Origin of the sequence: Oceanobacillus saliphilus (genome assembly GCF_023522835.1) — a bacterium.
Classification (GTDB): Bacteria; Bacillota; Bacilli; order Bacillales; family Amphibacillaceae; genus Oceanobacillus; species Oceanobacillus saliphilus.
Genome location: NZ_JALCZU010000001.1, coordinates 670,269 through 687,904 on the forward strand (window position 1 = coordinate 670,269; position 17,636 = coordinate 687,904).

At 37.5% G+C, this 17,636-nt stretch carries 18 protein-coding genes, 1 pseudogene and 1 riboswitch; of the genes and pseudogenes, 4 read left to right on the top strand and 15 right to left on the bottom strand.

The genetic code is table 11. From position 1 onward, the window contains the following. Positions 1–303: 303 nt before the first annotated feature. On the bottom strand, positions 304–1,128 hold the full coding sequence (locus MN204_RS02920) for an alpha/beta fold hydrolase (protein WP_249869566.1): 825 nt from the start codon (positions 1,126–1,128) through the stop codon (positions 304–306). Positions 1,129–1,341: 213 nt separating this feature from the next. Continuing rightward, positions 1,342–1,681 (bottom strand): annotated as a pseudogene (locus MN204_RS02925) (IS5/IS1182 family transposase); the annotation flags it as partial. Between the two features lie 260 nt (positions 1,682–1,941). On the opposite strand from MN204_RS02925, the gene MN204_RS02930 reads away from it, so the two are divergent. After that, positions 1,942–2,913: an NAD(P)-dependent alcohol dehydrogenase gene (locus MN204_RS02930; protein ID WP_249869567.1), complete on the top strand. Its 972-nt coding sequence runs from the start codon at positions 1,942–1,944 to the stop codon at positions 2,911–2,913. A gap of 228 nt (positions 2,914–3,141) precedes the next feature. Here the strand turns inward: MN204_RS02930 and MN204_RS02935 are convergent, their stop codons facing one another. From MN204_RS02935 to MN204_RS02965, 7 genes are all read right to left on the bottom strand, one after another. Next, on the bottom strand, positions 3,142–3,534 hold the full coding sequence (locus tag MN204_RS02935; RefSeq protein WP_249869568.1) for a DUF2178 domain-containing protein: 393 nt from the start codon (positions 3,532–3,534) through the stop codon (positions 3,142–3,144). 60 nt (positions 3,535–3,594) lie between these two features. After that, positions 3,595–3,798 carry a helix-turn-helix transcriptional regulator gene (locus MN204_RS02940; protein WP_249869569.1) on the bottom strand — a complete coding sequence of 68 codons (204 nt, stop codon included), beginning with the start codon at positions 3,796–3,798 and terminating at the stop codon, positions 3,595–3,597. Between the two features lie 379 nt (positions 3,799–4,177). Next, positions 4,178–5,029, bottom strand: coding sequence for a creatininase family protein (locus tag MN204_RS02945; RefSeq protein WP_249869570.1), 852 nt, complete (start codon positions 5,027–5,029; stop codon positions 4,178–4,180). Between the two features lie 55 nt (positions 5,030–5,084). Continuing rightward, a complete protein-coding gene (locus MN204_RS02950; protein WP_249869571.1) occupies positions 5,085–6,458 on the bottom strand; it encodes an MFS transporter in 1,374 nt (457 codons plus the stop codon). Between the two features lie 182 nt (positions 6,459–6,640). After that, entirely contained in the window at positions 6,641–7,369 is a 729-nt protein-coding gene (locus tag MN204_RS02955; protein ID WP_249869572.1) for a helix-turn-helix transcriptional regulator, read from the bottom strand. Between the two features lie 130 nt (positions 7,370–7,499). Then, positions 7,500–8,141 (bottom strand): response regulator, encoded by a 642-nt coding sequence (locus MN204_RS02960; RefSeq protein ID WP_249869573.1) that lies wholly within the window; start codon positions 8,139–8,141, stop codon positions 7,500–7,502. Continuing rightward, positions 8,142–8,969 (bottom strand): sensor histidine kinase, encoded by an 828-nt coding sequence (locus MN204_RS02965; protein WP_249869574.1) that lies wholly within the window; start codon positions 8,967–8,969, stop codon positions 8,142–8,144. 191 nt (positions 8,970–9,160) lie between these two features. Here MN204_RS02965 and MN204_RS02970 point away from each other — a divergent pair, with 191 nt between their 5' ends. From MN204_RS02970 to MN204_RS02980, 3 genes are all read left to right on the top strand, one after another. Continuing rightward, positions 9,161–9,712, top strand: coding sequence for a copper resistance CopC family protein (locus MN204_RS02970; RefSeq protein WP_249869575.1), 552 nt, complete (start codon positions 9,161–9,163; stop codon positions 9,710–9,712). A 3-nt stretch (positions 9,713–9,715) separates the two neighbouring features. Further along, positions 9,716–10,807, top strand: coding sequence for a CopD family protein (locus MN204_RS02975; RefSeq protein ID WP_249869576.1), 1,092 nt, complete (start codon positions 9,716–9,718; stop codon positions 10,805–10,807). A 314-nt stretch (positions 10,808–11,121) separates the two neighbouring features. Then, positions 11,122–11,205, top strand: a riboswitch (cyclic di-GMP riboswitch). Positions 11,206–11,234: 29 nt separating this feature from the next. After that, on the top strand, positions 11,235–11,918 hold the full coding sequence (locus tag MN204_RS02980) for a hypothetical protein (protein WP_249869577.1): 684 nt from the start codon (positions 11,235–11,237) through the stop codon (positions 11,916–11,918). Between the two features lie 114 nt (positions 11,919–12,032). Here MN204_RS02980 and phnE (MN204_RS02985) read toward each other — a convergent pair whose 3' ends face one another. The 6 genes from phnE (MN204_RS02985) to MN204_RS03010 form a co-directional block, all read right to left on the bottom strand. Then, positions 12,033–12,833 carry a phosphonate ABC transporter, permease protein PhnE gene (phnE, locus tag MN204_RS02985; protein WP_249869578.1) on the bottom strand — a complete coding sequence of 267 codons (801 nt, stop codon included), beginning with the start codon at positions 12,831–12,833 and terminating at the stop codon, positions 12,033–12,035. Beyond that, entirely contained in the window at positions 12,830–13,672 is an 843-nt protein-coding gene (gene phnE / locus MN204_RS02990; protein ID WP_249869579.1) for a phosphonate ABC transporter, permease protein PhnE, read from the bottom strand. Before phnE (MN204_RS02990) ends, phnE (MN204_RS02985) begins: the two co-directional genes overlap by 4 nt. Beyond that, positions 13,656–14,429: a phosphonate ABC transporter ATP-binding protein gene (gene phnC / locus MN204_RS02995; protein WP_249869580.1), complete on the bottom strand. Its 774-nt coding sequence runs from the start codon at positions 14,427–14,429 to the stop codon at positions 13,656–13,658. The genes phnE (MN204_RS02990) and phnC overlap by 17 nt, the downstream gene beginning before the upstream one ends. Before the next feature lie 18 nt (positions 14,430–14,447). After that, a complete protein-coding gene (gene phnD / locus MN204_RS03000) occupies positions 14,448–15,353 on the bottom strand; it encodes a phosphate/phosphite/phosphonate ABC transporter substrate-binding protein (protein WP_249869627.1) in 906 nt (301 codons plus the stop codon). Positions 15,354–15,670: 317 nt separating this feature from the next. Continuing rightward, positions 15,671–17,317, bottom strand: a complete 1,647-nt coding sequence (locus tag MN204_RS03005; protein WP_249869581.1) for an FAD-dependent oxidoreductase — start codon at positions 17,315–17,317, stop codon at positions 15,671–15,673. 36 nt (positions 17,318–17,353) lie between these two features. Then, positions 17,354–17,635 (bottom strand): HesB/IscA family protein, encoded by a 282-nt coding sequence (locus tag MN204_RS03010; protein ID WP_249869582.1) that lies wholly within the window; start codon positions 17,633–17,635, stop codon positions 17,354–17,356. Between the last annotated feature and the right edge of the window lies 1 nt (position 17,636).

Here is a 17,636-nt window from a genome sequence, read left to right on the forward strand (position 1 = left end):
ACTCTTTTGTAGATGGAGTTAAACTATTTTACTTGCCGATCGTTATCAAACAACCCTTAATACAACGAGTTCACTTCTTGGGAGAAGCACCACATTTTACAAATTTATTTCTCTAATAAAAAGGGAGATACCGACTTATTATTGATATCTCCTTTATATTCATCATGCAGATGGAACTTGCATATTTGTCATAGTTAAACCAATAAGATGAAACATAAATACAGATTCCACTTGTAAGTTAACTTTAAAACACGGTTAAGGACTTTACTGTTATAACGTGGTGGGGACTGACACTTATTCTTTTCATGTTATATCATTTAAAAAATCTTCCACCATCTTATTAAACTTTTCACTATACTCCCAAAACATCATATGTCCACCCAGAACTTCTACCTTTGATTCTGGAGACAGTTTTTTCGTAAAAGCTGTTGCTGTTTCCGCCCAATGCTCGGCAACAACTGTGAGTGTGGGAATAGATTGACTGGCTATCTTTGCTTCTTCACGATAATCAGAAAACATACCGGATGCAAACAAATTCCCGGCAACATAATATGGGGTGTTCAGTGACATCTCCACTAGCCAATACAACTCTTTCAGTTCCAGATCCCGTTGAATCATAACATTGTTTATATAGTCTGTGATAAACAATCGCTGCCCTTGGGGATTTCGCAAAAATCTGTTATAGATGGCTGCAATATCATCAAGCTGCCCCTCAACCCAATCTTCCTGAATAGCGGACAATGATTTTGGTGGCATATCGATGAAAACGGAGGCGTTCACGTTGTCTGTTCCGACTTGTTTTACATATTCCCAGATAGTTAGACACCCAAAAGACCAGCCGACAAGCGTTGGATTTTTCACTGCCAATTCTTTCAGCACTTTTTCCAAGTCCGTCCCATGTGTGACATAATCATTTCCATGAAGGGCGATAGTTGAGCGTCCGTGACTTCTTGGATCGATAACAATAACACGGTTCGTTTTCGAAAAATGTGCAACCTGTTCTACAAATACTTCCGATGAAAATGTAAATCCGGGAATAAAAACAATCGGCTCCCCACTCCCAATGTCCTGTACGAACAATTCCACCCCTGAATCTACTTCAACATAGTTACCTGCTTTGTTTTGCATTGCCTCAACTCCAATTTAAATAGTTTGAATTTTCCTATAATTTTAATTAAAAAAATTCAGTTTGTCAATTTCTTAACAACCTTGAGGTCCACGGGGACAGGTTGAGATCACTGAAATAGTACCCTTTTTTAGAGGAAAGTATCGCTGCTATCATCATCAAATTAACTGCTAATGCAGTTAATTTTGCTTGGCTTGTAAAGTCATGCCTTTTAGACCGTACCCCCTAGCACGATCTAGCCCATGAAAATAGGCTTTATTTCCATAAACTTCTCCGATGGTTACGCCACTTTCTTTTGTTAATTCTAATTAACTCATCAAACTCTTTCCCGTCGACATAGGCACCATCACCGACATTTACTGCGGTAATGATTCGGTCTTCCGTTGTTAACATAAATTCTGTTTTGTAGCCAAAGAAATGGGAGGTCTTACTTTTATGGCCAACTCTAGCGTCCTGATCTACAATAGAAAGAACCCCTTTTTGTTTTATAAATTTAGGGTCTTCTAGTATCTCTTTCGTATTGTCTAGTAAATTCTTCGTTTTAGGGCTGTTTTTCTATTTCTAAATAGGATATCAATACAAAATCATAAAAAGTGAAACAATATAAAACACTAAATAATAGGTAGAAACTCAATAATTTGTAGTGATAAAACTATATATAGATACAAAAATAGTTAATGTTGAAAATATGTATACCATTCAATTAAATTATTGTATAATTATGAAAATAAATAGAGGGAGTTAACGATCAACATCATGAATAGACTGTAAGAAAGGTATTAAAGACTTGAATTATATTAATAGGAGGATGAATTTTGAAAGCTTTCGTTACAAACAAGTATGGGTCACCCGATGTTTTAGAACTGCAAGATGTTGAAAAACCGATTTGTAAAGACAATCAAGTACTAGTAAACGTACACGCAACATCTATAAACTATGGTAACATTGTGCTTTTGCGTGGAACGCCTTTTGTTGCACGTTTTGCTTTTGGTATTACGAAACCGAAATTTAAAATTCCTGGGGGGGATATTGCAGGTACCATTGAAGCTGTCGGGAAAAATGTAAAAAACTTTCAAGTTAAGGATGAAGTTTTCGGAGATTTATCGAGTAGTGGCTGGGGTGGATTTGCAGAATATGTTGCTGTACCAGAAAACTCAATTGCCTTGAAACCTAAAAACTTTTCCTTTGAAGAAGCAGCTGCATTACCAATGGCTGCATCCACTTCCCTTCAAGCACTTCGAAATAAAGGAAATGTCCAAGAAGGTCAAGAAGTTTTAATTTACGGTGCTTCTGGTGGTGTTGGCACCTTTGCAGTTCAAATTGCAAAAGCATTAGGGGCGAACGTGACCGCTGTTTGTAGTACAAGAAATGTTGACATCATTAAATCTTTGGGTATAGATCATGTAATAGATTATAAGAAAGAGACTATTTTCGAAAAAGACAATACGTATGACTTAATTCTTGGAGTAAATGGATATCAACCAATTTCAGAATATTTAAGAGCATTAAAATCAAATGGAAAGTTTATACTTGTTGGTGGCTCTCCAAAGCAAATGCCTCAGGCCATGTTTCGTTCTATTGGAAACAAACAGATAAACATTTTCATGCAATCTCATAAACAAGAAGATTTAAAATTCATTAAGGAACTCGTTGAAAAAAATCAATTAACTGCTGTTATTGATCGACGATTTTCATTTAACGAATTGCCTAATGCTTTTAAGTATTTTGAAGAGGGCCATGCTCAAGGAAAATTAGTTGTTAAGGTTTCATCTGAAAAGACCCATTGAGACCCCACTTTGAGATCCGGAGGGCACTGAAAAACTTGTGGTTTTAAGAACATAAAAATTAGACTTTTGAAAAAATAACCATGGGAAAGAATAACAAAAAAATGAGCGTTTCTCAACATCCAAATAATTGGTATCCCTATGTAAATAAAAACTAACTCCTTTTCTGTCCATCCTTTCATGATTATTTCAACATCATCACCCTTTAGGCTTGCCAGTTCATAAAACATGTTACTTATACTGTCTTGAATAAATAAAAGCAGTAATTGGCTGTATGACAAAAGTAAGACAGACCACAATCAGTAAAGGATAATTCTTTATATCACTTAAATTACCTACCCCTTCCGATACAAATAGTACGAAGGCAGACAAGATCATTAGAGCATAATAACTAATTTTTGAACTTTGTGTATCAATATGTTGTTCCAATTCATCCATATCTTTGTTACCCTCTAAATCTCCCCATGTAAGGGAATTAAAAACATATGACAATGCTAGAAAACCAAAGAATATAGTTGCACCGTCAATTTGTTCATAACGTAAATATTTATATATAGAATATCCTATAATAACTAAAAAAGTTGTGACAGAAATAATAATAGCAAATCTCTTTGTTTTTCCCATATCAGTTCACCTCATTTGTTTGAATCAATTGTCCCGCATTTCGTCAGGTTTATTTTACTTTCATTTTATATCCTCCTTAAAAATAAATAATTGATCTACAGTTGTGTTAAGATTTTGCGATAATTTAAATGCCAATGCTAGGGTAGGATCATATTTATCGTTTTCAATAGCGTTTATGGTTTGTCTGGTAACACCACACTTTATAGCAAGTTCTTCTTGGGAGATTTTCATGCTTTTTCTAATAATCCTAATGTTATTTTCCAATTTACATACACCTCTTAAAAAGTAAAAAACTTTTTACATTTTTATTGTAAAAAAGTCACCCAAAAATGTCAAACTATTTTTACATTTTTGGGTGATGTAAATTTATTTACCATTTTGTATTTTAAATTAAATTAGTTATATAAATAAAAATCCAATAATACCTGATGCGATTAAGTAAAATGTTACCAGATTCATAGGGCAGGTTACTTGTCCCAGATAGTTAATTGTAAAAGCATTCTGTGCAATGATCTCATCCATTGCTACATGCACATTAGCAATATTGACAGGTTCCATGAAGTGGAGTGGATTTTAGATTTTTATTGCCGTCTCAGGCCAAGGAATAATAAAAAGGAACGGTATATATACCGTCCCCTAAGCGTTATCTCGGAAGCCATTCCCCATATCTTTTCATACTTACATGTTGCGTATATTCATCTACTTCTCTCAATTGTTTCACAACCGTAGGCATATCTAACCCCTCAACAATCTCATTAATAGCTGCGACACCAGATTCGGCATAGGTTTTACGTTCTTCTGGCGTTTTCAGTAGTGGTGTATATAAGTGATCGGAAGCTTGGTCAAAATAATAGCCAACCGCACCGGATTGCAATGCATACTTTCCAAGGGGAGCTGCTGGATTATCTGCATTTGCCTTCATTACTTTTTCCAAATCATAGCTAACAGAATTGGACTCTGGTACGTTAAGTGGAACATCTTCCAATCTACCTAAAATATCATACGCGCCTATTGCCATATCATTGAACTTCTCAAAGAAGTTAAATGATAAATCTTTTACTGTACCAATCGTCACCATTAAATCCATATAAAGAGCAGGTGCTTTGGTACGGTCGAAAAAGTCGCGGATCATTGGGCCAACAGTTAAATATGCAGGTCCATGTAACGTAACATAAACTTGTCTTCTGAACCCTTGATTAAGTAGTGACTGTGCAATTCGATCCAAGTATGCTGTACCATCTTTTGTCGTCATTTGTACGGTCCCACGTCCAGTAGGTGTTGCTCCTGCAAAGAAATATGGGAGATTGTGCAGAACCAGTCCATCCGCAGCCTCCGCCATTTTCAGGGCAAACGCTTCTGCCAAAACCGTTTCTGAATCTAATGGCAATGCGCCATGAGTTTCTGTTACACCGACTGGTACAAAGATAAGATCATTTCTATCTAGATAATCTTCTACTTCTCCATTTGTTAGTTTCGATAAAAATCTTGTACGCATTTTTCTCTCTCCTATCTATTTGATGATTAGTATTATTTCTCTTTAAGTAAATGAATTAGGATGCTTTCCTTCTTAATTCTAGCTCTTCATACATCGCATTTGTCTTCTTACCATTTAAGTTAAAGATTAATAATAAACCGATTAACATTAATGCAAACGCAATAATTGGCAAGCCATTATACATACGAAGAACTCCTTCTGCCACTTGTTGTGATTGTGAAGCAGATCCAGTAGCATATCCTACCCAACCAAGAGAATAACTACCTAATGCAGATCCAACCCCCATACCAACTTTGCGGGAGAAGGAATATATTGAATAAAGCGTTCCATCATATCGTTTTCCCGTTTGCAACTCTGTATAATCCAAAGCATCTGCTACAAGTGCCCATACAATCATAATAAAGACACTGCTCGCTATCATACCAATATTATAAAGCCCAATATAAAGGTAAACGTTCTCAATAGGAACCAAAGTGAGAATTGCCATTGCAATGATACTAAATACAGATGTTACAATTACTAGATTACGCTTTCCAAATGATTTTACTAATTTTGGTATGATAAGGAATAAGATTAACGTAACTCCTATTTGTACAAAGGCGTTAATTGTAAAGGCACCTGGACTACCAAAGTACTCTGCAAATACAATCGGGGCTAATTGGTTTACACCGTTGATAATAATTAAAGAACCAATAGAAGCTACCATCATCCCGATTAATTGTCTATTTTTCAGTGCTGCTGTTAAAGCATCTTTAAATTTATACTCTACTTTTTCACCAGTTGGATTGTCATCTCGCACACGTTCCGTTGAAAGCTTCACTAAACCTGTGTAAGCAAGCAATGAACAAATCGCAAAGACAATCGAGATAATGAAGAATGCATCCGGAATAATTGCACCATTACTATCATAGATAAACATTGGCACGAAAGAAAGTGCTCCAATCCCCACAATCAACCCACCAACCGCACGTGCGCGTGATAATTTCGTACGTTCAATTGGATCTTGCGTAATAACCGCTGCAAGTGATCCATAAGGAATGGAATCAGCCGTGTAAGCAATGCCGTAAAATAAGTAAACAAATACTACCCAAACATGCGTTGCTGCTGAACCCCAACTTGATACATCAGCAAACGCTAACATTACGGAAGCTGCTAAGAACCATTTGGATATATTAATATATGGTAAGAACTTGTCCCCACTTTTCCCGATTTTAAAGCGGTCTGGAATGGATCCCATAATAACATCGGTAAATGCATCAAATACCCTGGCAACTAAAAATAATGTCCCCATAAAGTATGGGCTTACCCCTAATACGGAGGTTGCAAATAATAGAAAGAAACTTCCTATATATAAATTAACAAAGCTACCCCCAATATCCCCTAAAGCATAGCCAACCTGGTCTCTCGCACCAAACTTTCTCTGTTTCATCTTAACCCCTCCTGTTTATTACTTTGTTTTGTAAACAAAGTAAATAGTGAAAAATTTGAAAGCGTTTTAAAATTATAGACTAATTATAATGTAAATGCTTACACTGTTTTTAATCTAAAGTTTCCTGTTTTTATACTAAAATTGCATTTATTCGTTAAGAGAAAATCCGGAAGCAAAACAAACTATTCATCCATTCTGTTTACATGTGCTTTCTTAAAGGCTTTAGGCGTGACTCCTTCTTCTTTCTTAAATATTTTAGAAAAATACTGAGAATTATTAAATCCAACCATGATGGCAATATCTGTCATCGAAAGGTTTGAATGCATAAGAAGTTCCTTTGCTTCTTTAATCCGCTTTTGATTACGCCAATGGCTAATCGTAGTTCCCTTCTCTTTCTTGAACGAACGCATCAGGTGGGATGGATGGACGTGTAAATCACGAGCCATCTCTTCTATCAAAAACTCATCAGCAAAGTTTGTTTCAATATAATGAATAGCTTTATCCGCAATACTTGGATTTGTTCGTTTGTCGTAACGAATAGAGGGGTCTCCATATTCATCAATCATGTTCAAATGAATCGTATCAAGTTTAGAGATTTGGTCTGTATGTTCAATCATAATGGCATATTTTTCCGAAATAAAGTGAGACTTCGCAGCGCTGAGCCCCCCTTTTTCCGCACTATAACTATAAAGGGTATTATGTGACAGCAGGAAATTCTTATAAGAACGAAGCCTGTTCCCAGGTACGCGTTTAAAAATATTCAACGTATCATCTTTCAATACCTTCAATAATTCCTGCTTATAGTAGTCCATTTTCTTCGTATCACAAGTTACGATTGCTTGAAGAAAATCTTCCCTCGTTTGATGATCGCGTTCAATTCGTTGATTCATGGAGTTGCTATTTGCTTCCATCGATGGTTTCTCCTTGCTGCATTGGTTGCTCAAATAAAACATTCTTTCGGTCCACGGGGACAGGTCTATCGTCCCGTAGTTTAAACGAAAAGCGAACCCGGACAAGGTTTCCTGTTCCACGGTCCTTACGCTAATCCATAAGCCCCTGTTGAAACGCATAGCTTGCTAGCTGCACGCGGTTCTCTAAATGAAGTTTACTCAATATGTTTTTTAAATGACTTTTAACTGTATGCTCTGAAATAAAGAGAATCTCTGAAATTTCCTTATTTGACAATCCTTTCGCTACCAATTGGAGCACTTCTATTTCACGGGTAGATAAAGGGCTTTTCTCTTTCGTTGCAGCTTTTCTTTGGGGAAATTCCTTTAAAATTTGAAAGGCAATTTCTTTGGACATCGGGACTTCGTCTAGGGCAAAGGCTCTTAGATGGTCACACCATGCTTCCGATTGGATATTTTTTAATAAATAGCCTTGCGCTCCTTGCTTTAATGCAGCGAACAAATCGGTAATATCGTCTGAGACCGTAATCATCACAATTTTTACGTAAGGGAACTTAAGCTTGATTCTTTTTGTCGCCTCAAGCCCGTCCATGATTGGCATTTGAATATCCATCAGAATAATGTCGGGCATTAATTCCTCCGTGAGCATAATCGCTTCTTCGCCATTCTTCCCTTCTCCGACAATCAGAAAGTCGTCGTGTTCTTCTAAAATTTCTCGAATGGCTTCTCTTGCATGCGCGTGATCATCAACGATTAGTATTCGAAAAGGTTGCATCTACTTACCCTCCTTCTTTATTTGCACGACGGTTTCATTGTCTATTTTCTTCATCGTAAATCCCCATTCCATATCTCTGGCTCTATCTTTCATAATTTGTAATCCATAACCTTTACTCGAGTGAATGGCTTCGTTCGTAAAACCGCTTCCTAGATCCTTAATTTGGCAAATCCACCCATCATCTATTTCCCAAGCAACAATCCATACTTGATTTGTCTTGGCATGCTTTATGACATTCATCACAGCTTCTTTTATACAGGCAAATAGCTCTACTTTCTCTTTCGATGATAGTGTTTCCTCTTGAATTTCCCATTCTAACCCAACATCCATTATATGTTGGCGCTTAAGTTCGGTTACATACTGATAAATCGTTTCTGTCCAACTAAATGCAGCTTCATCTGGTACATACTTCAAGTTTGTAATAGCTTGACGTGTATCCTCGTGCACATGCTGTAAGGTTTGCTTTATTTTTTGAAAATCAGCATCATGCTCCAAATGATTCCTCCTTCCAAACTTATTCATTTTTACAGATACTAGAAATAAAGATTGGGCAATCCCATCATGGAGTTCCCTTGCTAGCTTTTCCCTCTCCCCACGTGCAGCTTCCTTAGCCTTTGCCACCCTTAGCTCCTCTTGCATTCTTTCTAAAATGGAAAACAAGTGCCGTAAAAAGACGAAGGTAACGATAAAGACGAATATAGGAGAAAGGATATTCCCCATTTCCATGTTAATATACGATAGGAGAAATTCATGCCGAATATACTCCCAAAGTGCGATTGTAATGGTTGGTAAAAATAGAATGAGCCATTTAATTTGTTTATACTTCACGCCTTCACCACATTTCTACATATAAAATGTGTCTATATTTTATCATTTAATCACAAAATGACATCAATTTTGTGTTTAAATCACTCTTTCGAGGTATTATCTACGATCATTATTGGATTTATAATGTTTTACAGGGAACTCGCATCCTTTTTTTAGAAGCAGTTTCCTGAACATGTAAGGGAGGAATCATTTTGAAACGTATCGTTAGTGTGGCAATAGTCGTCTTAGTCATGACGTGTTTTTCTACGAGTGCATTTGCTCACTCACATTTTCAAGAATCGAATCCTGCAGATGGTGAAGTTGTAACAGAACCGTTGTATGAGATTGTTCTAGAGTTTGATGGTCAAATTGAACAAGGTAGCTTTATAGAGGTAACTACAGCAGCGGAAGAAGCTGTTGAAGTACAAGATATTATCATCGGTGAGGGTACATTAACAGGTACGTTCGCTGAGCCACTTGCAAACGATGACTATCACGTATATTGGAGTATTATTAGTGCAGATGGTCACCCACTAGAAGGTGAATTCTCATTTACGGTTGATGCCGAAGTTCCTGAAGCTGGGCAGGAAGAAACAGAAGAGCCATCTGAAACTGAAACCGTTGAGGAAGAAGCACCAACAGAATCAGCCGAGCAATTAGATGCAGAAGAAGAAGAATCATCTTCTATGATGGTTATTGTCTTTATTGCTTTAGCAATTATCGTAATCGTTGGTTTCTTCTTACTTTCGAAAAGAAAGAAATAATACATGGACATCCTAGTCATGATTAGTCAGGTGCTTTTATATGTATGCTTTTCGATTTTAGCAGGAAGTTTTCTACTCCAGCTGATTCCAAGCACCTATCGTCCGGATGTAAAAATCCCAACGAATTACTTATTGATTAGTGCCATTATGGTACCGATTTTTGCCTTTGTTCCGGTACTTGATACTACCTTATTTATTGCTCCACGCCTAGGCTTTGGTGAAGCTATAAAAACAGTTTTACTAAGCTATACGGTTGGGAATGCATGGAACTTTACCGTAATTGGTTCTGTTTTGCTAGTACTCGTCATTGCCTTGATGAGGTCGAATGAAAAGCGCACTTCCGCTTTTATAGCGCTAGGCTTAACATTCGGGCTCATGTTAAGCGTCGCTTGGTCAAGCCATGCGGGGGTTATGGAACCACTTATGGGAATTACCGGCCACTTCATCCATTTAGCAGCAATTAGCGTTTGGGTTGGTGTTGTACTCGTCGTTGGCTGGTTTGCAACGAATCATCACCATTGGCTGACATTTTTAAGCTGGTTTTCCAAGGTCGCTATTGGCTGTTTAGTTGCTACAGCGCTTAGTGGGATCCTATTAATGGATATCTTGGTTGATGGGTACGCGAATTCTTGGATGGTTTCGTATGGACAAGGTTTATTAATCAAACATTTATTCCTGATTCCACTCGTATTCTATGCATTCTTAAATGGCATCGTTGTAAAAAATTTACTATCAAAAGATGCGTCATTTAATCCAATTCCCTGGATTCGTCTAGAGGGCATCATTTTATTCGTTATTTTTACGATGACAGCTTTTTTTACCCAACAATCCCCACCACATGGCAATTCTTTAACGAATGATGACGTGTCACCTTTATTCCGCCTATTTCACGGAGGCATCATCGATTCTAGTAGTACCATTGGCTTTACGATCAACATAGAAATCGTCTATTTCTTTTTGCTATCGATTTTATTTTTAGGATTAATTATATGGTCGATTTACAAAAAAGCTTCTATTATAATAACTTTCCTATTAAGTTGCTTGTTGGTTGTGAATATCTACATCATGTTGATGATATCTGTAGTAGTTCGCTAACATACAATCATCATAGAGAATTTAAAAATGGTTCACGGTGTAATCTCCGTGGGCCATTTTAATTGCGCTTATGGGGTCAGTCCCTCACTTCACTATCGCTTTAACGTCGTAGGGGACTGACCCTTATTACCCAATAATCAGGGATATTCCATCGACAAGATATGTTACTATTTGTCGATAAGAAAAGATATCCATTTTTATTAATAGCACCTATAATGAACATATAGGTAAATATACACAGTTCGTTAACGTGGCCACGGAACTTATCGATGTATATTAACTGAACTAAGGACTTTTTACTCTGTTTGAAGTTCTTCGATTAGGTAAGCGATGAAGTATAACCTCTATATGGACACTTGGGTTATATGGAGCCAGTAGTGTAACCGGACCTCTTACTTAAAAAATTAGTTAAGAGGAGAAATTTAAGATGAAAACATTAAGAAAGTTAAGTGCGGTTATTTTAGCTGGAATATTCGTTCTTTCTACGAGTACTGGCGTCTTAGCAAAAGGAGCCGTTGAAAAGGAAAAATCAGTGGACGTGTCCATGATGGTAACTTCCGAACAAGAATTTGAAGTTATTTATACTGGAGAAGAAATCGAACTTCAAGCAATTACCCCTAAGCATGGATCTTCATTTAAGAATGAATGGAAAGTATTCTCCGATGATAATGAGGTTGATTTAGATGTAGAATTCGTAACAGAGTTTGCAGATGTGGATGGAGTTAACTCCTATGTTTCAACAGCAGTTTTTGCAGCAGAAGAAGCAGGCACTTATATTCTTACGTATTCCATTGAAATGACAGCCGGCAAAAGCCATGTCCGTTTCGCTGGAGAAGCACAAAGTGAAGAAATTGTAGTTGTTGAACCTGAAGAAGTTCACATTACAGGAGTTGTCGTTGAAAACTATTCTGTTATCGAACAAGGTTCGAACTTCCGAGCTGCAGGAGACATCTATTTTACAATGAGTGAAGGCGGAAATCAATTAGCTCAAAGCTTCAGTAATATTATCTTAAATAAAGGAAATAGCTATACAAACACGGTTGAAATTGAAGCTGATGATCAAGCGTATACGATTACCGTTACCAAAACTGGCTGGACGTTAACAAATTAAAAAAGAAGAGCAGGGACGGTCTTCTGTTTCCTATTCTTAATTACTTTAGGAAGCATGAGAACCGTCCCTGCGCATCCGTTTAACTTGTTAGACAACTGACCATTTATTCTCCTATTATTTAGTAGCTCTTATTGTTGCCAAATCGGCACGTTGTTTAAGGAATCTCGTAAAATATTCAGCCCCGAGTACCATGATAAACATGACGATCGTGACCCCGAGCATCTCATTATAGGCTATCATTCGCGAGGCACGAATCAATTCCCAGCCAATTCCTCCTGCGCCAACTACCCCTAATACAGTTGCATAACGCAGATTAATATCAAATCGGAATACGGACCATGAAATAAAAATACTCGAAATAGTAGGAAGAACTCCCTGCATGACTACTTGAATGGGACTTCCTCCTGTAGCTCTAATTGCATCAATGACCCGTTGATCAATCTCTTCAATCGTCTCTGCGTAAACTTTAACAAGCATTCCAACACTATTTACTGCCAACGCTAAAATACCGGGTGTAGGCCCGAGTCCAACAGCTATGATGAATAAAAGCGCCCAAATAAGCGCAGGGACAGCCCGTACAAATGCTGCCAATGCTTTAACGAGATAACTGATGGAAATATGGGGTGTCATATTTTTCGCGGCAAAAAAAGCTAATAGTATGGAAAATATGATCCCCCATAAAGTGCCCATAACAGCAATTTGCAATGATTCTATCGCGGCGCCAGCTATGTTGATCGGATCATCAATGACTGGGGGAAACATATTATCCAGTAATCTTTGCGTCCGGGAAAAAATGTTTGCGAGTTTTTCTGGAGCAATATCCAATTGAAGTAGACTGATCACAAAAAAAATAAACGCCAAGCTCCAAAGGATTCCCCGAGATAGGTTATTATTCTGCTTATTCATTTTACTCATATAATCTTCTCCCGCAACTTCGCTGTAATAAATTCAACGACTAAGATAAGCGCGAAAATCGCCAGTATTCCAACAGATGCTTGTTGATACTGGAATAAACTGATGCTTCCTTCCAGTGCAAAGCCAATTCCACCTGCTCCAACCACTCCAAGGACAGATGCTTCACGAATATTTAAATCCATTTTATACAAAGACCAGCCGACAAAGCCTGGTTTGAATTGTGGCCATACCGCTTGACCGATGACTTGGTACCAATTTGCTCCAGTAGCTCTTACAGCGTTGACTTGATTTTCATCAATTTCTTCCAATAGATCTGCAAAGGCTTTGCCAAGAATACCAATTCCGGATAACCCTAATGCCAGTGTCCCCGCGAGAGGTCCCAGTCCAATGGCCGCCACTAATAAGATTCCCCATACCATCGCGGGAATGGAACGCAAAAATGCGATGAACGAACGGCTCACTATAGCAACTGCCGGATGAACAGTTGTGTTTTTTGCTGCCATTAACCCAAAAAACAACGAGAACGTAACGGAAAATAAAAGTCCAACATAGCTCATATATAATGTTTCTAATATAGGCCCTACAAAAGAAGGAATTGTAGTAAAATCCGGTGGCAATAAATCCTGAAAAATGAAAATAGCCATATTTGAAAAGCCGGAAAATAGGTCCATTATATGAAATTTTGTACCGACCCAAGACCAAATGATAAGGATGGCAAGAATTCCGAGAATGAAATAACGATTATATAATAAACTGCGTTTCCTACTTTTGTACGCTTCATATTGTAATTGCTGTTTGTTTGATTGTTGCTGTAAAGCTTCTTCAAGAGGTAAGTTCATTCACTAACCCCCGTTGATCATAAATCTCATTAATTCTCTGTTCAGTCAGTTCATTTGGCTTCCCGTCAAATACGACTTCTCCTGCTTTAATTCCTATAATCCGACTAGCAAATCGTTTCGCAACATCCACTTGATGCAGGTTGACGATCGTCGTAATCCCGTCTTCTTCGCTAATGGTTTTTAAATAATTCATCACGTTAGAAGAAGATGATGGGTCTAGGCTTGCTATCGGTTCATCTGCTAGAATAAGAGCGGGCTTTTGGGCAATGGCTCTTGCAATACCAACGCGCTGCTGTTGCCCGCCACTTAGTTCATCCGCTCGTTTAAACGCATGATCCTCCAGCCCAACACGCCGGAGAATCGCCAAAGCTTCTTTAACATCTTCTTCTGAAAATCTGCCGAAAGCTCCTTTTAAAGAAGACATGTATCCAAGTCTTCCATGCAGTACATTTCGAACGGTAGTGGACCGTTTAATCAAGTTAAAATCTTGGAAAATCATCCCAATTTGTCTGCGTACCAACAGTAATTTCTTCCCTTTTACGTTTGTAATCTGTTCGTTCTGAAAGATAACTTCACCGGAACTTGGCTGATTTAGTCTATTAATTGACCTTAAAAATGTACTTTTTCCCGCTCCACTTGGACCAATAATAGAAACCAGTTCCCCTTTGTTGAATGTAAGTGTAATATTTTTTAATGCTTCCGTACCATCCGGATATACTTTCTTTAAATTACGTGTCTCCAAAAAAATATCTGTCATGGATATTCCCCTCAGTCATTAATTTAGCAATTCTTCTGGACTCATACCCAGGTTTTCAGCAGTTCTGCGGACAACATCGTATGCCTCATCTTCTATTGGATAAAAACCATTAATTCCTCTTTCTTCAAAATATTGTTCGTCTTCATAGGAATAATAAAATTCGCGAATTGCTTCTTTTAAATCATCTGGAAGGTCAGAGCGATAAGCATCCGGACCACGTGGAATATCATCGGATGAATGGATAATTTTAAAATCGTTTTCATCAATTTGCCCTTGCGCAATCATAGCATCCATTACATCCGTAGCGATTGCAGCTCCATCTACATCCCCATTAATAACGGATAAAATCGACGCATCATGACTACCGGAAAAAGAAACATTACCAAAGAAATCGTCTACCTCTTCATTCGTAATCCCCATTTCATCAATAACAGCGGAACGAGGGAAAATATGTCCCGAGGTTGATGCTGGATCGACAAATAAGAAATCTTTACCTTCTAGATCAGCAAGCTCCTGTACTTCTGAATCAGCTGGCACAATAAAAGCACTTTGATATGAAATTTCATCTTCACTTTTTGCCCCAATTGCAAATACTTCCGCACCGCTTCTTTCATTTGCCAATATATAAGCAAATGGACCAAAAAACGCAATATCTACATGTTCATTCCTTAGTCCTTCAATGACTGCATTATAATTCGTCCCCATAAATACTTCTATATCAACATCTAATTCTTCACTCAATTCTTCCGCAAACTGTTCAACTCGTGGTGATACAGAAGTTTGATCCTCGGAAGGTACAACACCTATAACAAGTTCATCCGGCCAATTCCCAGAAGAAGACGCTTCACTTTCTTCCCCATCTCCACATGCCGCAAGTAAAAGAACCAACGATATAGCAATTAAAATAAACAAGTATTTTCTCATATTCACTAACTTCCTCCTTGTTATTTTTATATGTACAAGATTAGTATAAATCTCTAATATTTATAGAGTGTTAAAATAGTATAAAAATTTGTTAATTTTCTAGACTATTTTAACGATAGGAAGTATATATAACAAAAACACACCCAACGTGCTTGTTTAGGTGTGTTTTAGGCCTTACTTTCAAACACAGGAATAGGAGATAATACTGAAAAAGTTGTTCAGATAATGTAAAGGTATATATTATAACTTGAAAAAAAAGAGTAGAAAGACAGTTTATACCTTTCTACCTTTAATTTAGTTCTAACAACTCTTCAATATTATTGTTTTCCTTTATTAAAACTCTGATAATTCTTATTCCCACCGGAAAGATTAAATACCTCTTTAAAGCCCATGTTTATTAATATATTCTGCGCAGCATTTCCGGTTACACCCTTATTACAATACGTTACAGTTGGAATATTAGGGTCTAGATTCCTTGCTTCTTCACGTAACTTAGCTAAAGGAATATTAATGGCTTCATCCACTTTTGAAGCTTCATATTGCTTCGTAGCTCTTGTATCAATGATTTGGAACCTCTCTCCGTTCTCTATTCGATCGGTTAATTCCAGTGGGGTAATCAATTTATTTTTCTTATCAATCGCATTTTGTAGTGCCATTCCGGTGTACATAACAGGATCTTTTGTTGTACTGAATGGTGGCGCGTATGCTAAATCCAAATGGAATAAGTCTTCTGCTTTAGCGTTAAATGAAATAGCCGTTACGAATACGTCGATTCGCTTATCGACACCATCTTCACCAACAATTTGAACTCCTAAAATCCTGCTTGTTTTTCTATCGGCAATCGCCTTGATCACTAATTCTTTTCCACCTAGATATTCTGCTCTTGCTGGCTTAATATTATGAAGAACTTCTATATCATAACCATCTGCTTTGGCCTCTTTCTCACTCAATCCGGTATAGCCCACTGCTAAATCGAAAACTCGTAAAATCCCTGTACCTAAAATACCTCGATGTTCTAAGTCACCACCGGTAATTACATCTCCAGCAATTCGCCCCATCTTGTTAGCCGTAGAACCTAATGGACGATACACTGGCTTTCCGGTTACTATGGAAAAACTTTCTGCCACGTCTCCAACTGCATAGATATCAGGCAGATTCGTTTGCATCTTTTTATTTACTTTAATTGCTCCAGATGCGCCCACTTCTGCACCAATCGTTTGCGCCAGTTTCGTATTCGGTCTCACGCCAATAGCTAAAATAACCATATCGGAATCAATCTTATTTCCGCTCTTCATTTCCACAGCTTTTTCCGAAATCGTCGTTACTTCTTCGTTTAGTAATAACTTTACGCCATTGTCTCTCATATGCTCTTCCACACGAAACGCCATATCTTTATCCAAATGTGTCATAATCTGATTGCTACGTTGAACAATCGTTACGTCTAATCCTTTATGAGTCAGTTGTTCTGCCATTTCAAGTCCGATGAAACCAGCACCAATGATCGTCACCTTTTTCGGATTATTTGTAACCATATAGGAGTGTATAGATGCTGTATTTTGGATATTGCGGACATGAAAGACATGACCCATATCTACCCCTTTAATCGGTGGAGTAATTGGAGTCGCACCAGTTGCAAAGACCAAGGTGTCGTAATTGTCTTCTTTTGTCTCATTGGTATCTAAATTTTTAACTGTGACTTTTTTCTTGTCTGGGTCTATCTCCATCACTTCATGACGGGTGTGAATATCCACGTTATAACGTTTTTTAAACCATGCAGCACTTCTCGGTGTCAATGTCTCTAATTCTTCTACTTCACCGCCCAAAAAGTAGGGAATCCCACAAATTGAATAAGAGATGTCATAATCTGCATTATATAACGTGATTTCTGCATTTTCATCGTTTCTTCGCGCTTTTGCCGCAACTGATGTACCAGCTGCAACCGAACCAATAATAATTATTTTCATGTAGTTATATTCCTCCAAAACTTTTCTTGTTTTATGTTAACAGCACTGGTCCATGCCTAATAATACAAATTGTGAACCTTGTGGTGTTTCATCATCATCTAATGTTAAACCTTCTACTGTATCTTTGACATCTTTATCAATGGCCACTTTAATACCATCGATTTCTTCAACAATATCATTTTCCTCTGGTGCAGCTAGGGAAATACCTAATTGTGGACCACAACATCCTCCTCCTATCGAATAGAAACGAATTCCTTCCGCACCCTTTTCTTCGAAGATCACCTGTAATTTATTTTTAGCTTTTTCTGTAATATTCATT

Coding starts and splice junctions, on each gene's coding strand:
- MN204_RS02950 (WP_249869571.1), bottom strand. CDS start 6,458: ATGAAACAGAGAAAGTTTGGTGCGAGAGACCAGGTTGGCTATGCTTTA.
- phnE (WP_249869578.1), bottom strand. CDS start 12,833: ATGAGTAAAATGAATAAGCAGAATAATAACCTATCTCGGGGAATCCTT.
- MN204_RS02935 (WP_249869568.1), bottom strand. CDS start 3,534: ATGGGAAAAACAAAGAGATTTGCTATTATTATTTCTGTCACAACTTTT.
- MN204_RS02975 (WP_249869576.1), top strand. CDS start 9,716: ATGGACATCCTAGTCATGATTAGTCAGGTGCTTTTATATGTATGCTTT.
- phnE (WP_249869579.1), bottom strand. CDS start 13,672: ATGAACTTACCTCTTGAAGAAGCTTTACAGCAACAATCAAACAAACAG.
- MN204_RS02980 (WP_249869577.1), top strand. CDS start 11,235: ATGAAAACATTAAGAAAGTTAAGTGCGGTTATTTTAGCTGGAATATTC.
- MN204_RS02945 (WP_249869570.1), bottom strand. CDS start 5,029: ATGCGTACAAGATTTTTATCGAAACTAACAAATGGAGAAGTAGAAGAT.
- MN204_RS02960 (WP_249869573.1), bottom strand. CDS start 8,141: ATGCAACCTTTTCGAATACTAATCGTTGATGATCACGCGCATGCAAGA.
- MN204_RS03010 (WP_249869582.1), bottom strand. CDS start 17,635: ATGAATATTACAGAAAAAGCTAAAAATAAATTACAGGTGATCTTCGAA.
- MN204_RS02920 (WP_249869566.1), bottom strand. CDS start 1,128: ATGCAAAACAAAGCAGGTAACTATGTTGAAGTAGATTCAGGGGTGGAA.
- phnD (WP_249869627.1), bottom strand. CDS start 15,353: ATGAGAAAATACTTGTTTATTTTAATTGCTATATCGTTGGTTCTTTTA.
- MN204_RS02955 (WP_249869572.1), bottom strand. CDS start 7,369: ATGGAAGCAAATAGCAACTCCATGAATCAACGAATTGAACGCGATCAT.
- phnC (WP_249869580.1), bottom strand. CDS start 14,429: ATGACAGATATTTTTTTGGAGACACGTAATTTAAAGAAAGTATATCCG.
- MN204_RS03005 (WP_249869581.1), bottom strand. CDS start 17,317: ATGAAAATAATTATTATTGGTTCGGTTGCAGCTGGTACATCAGTTGCG.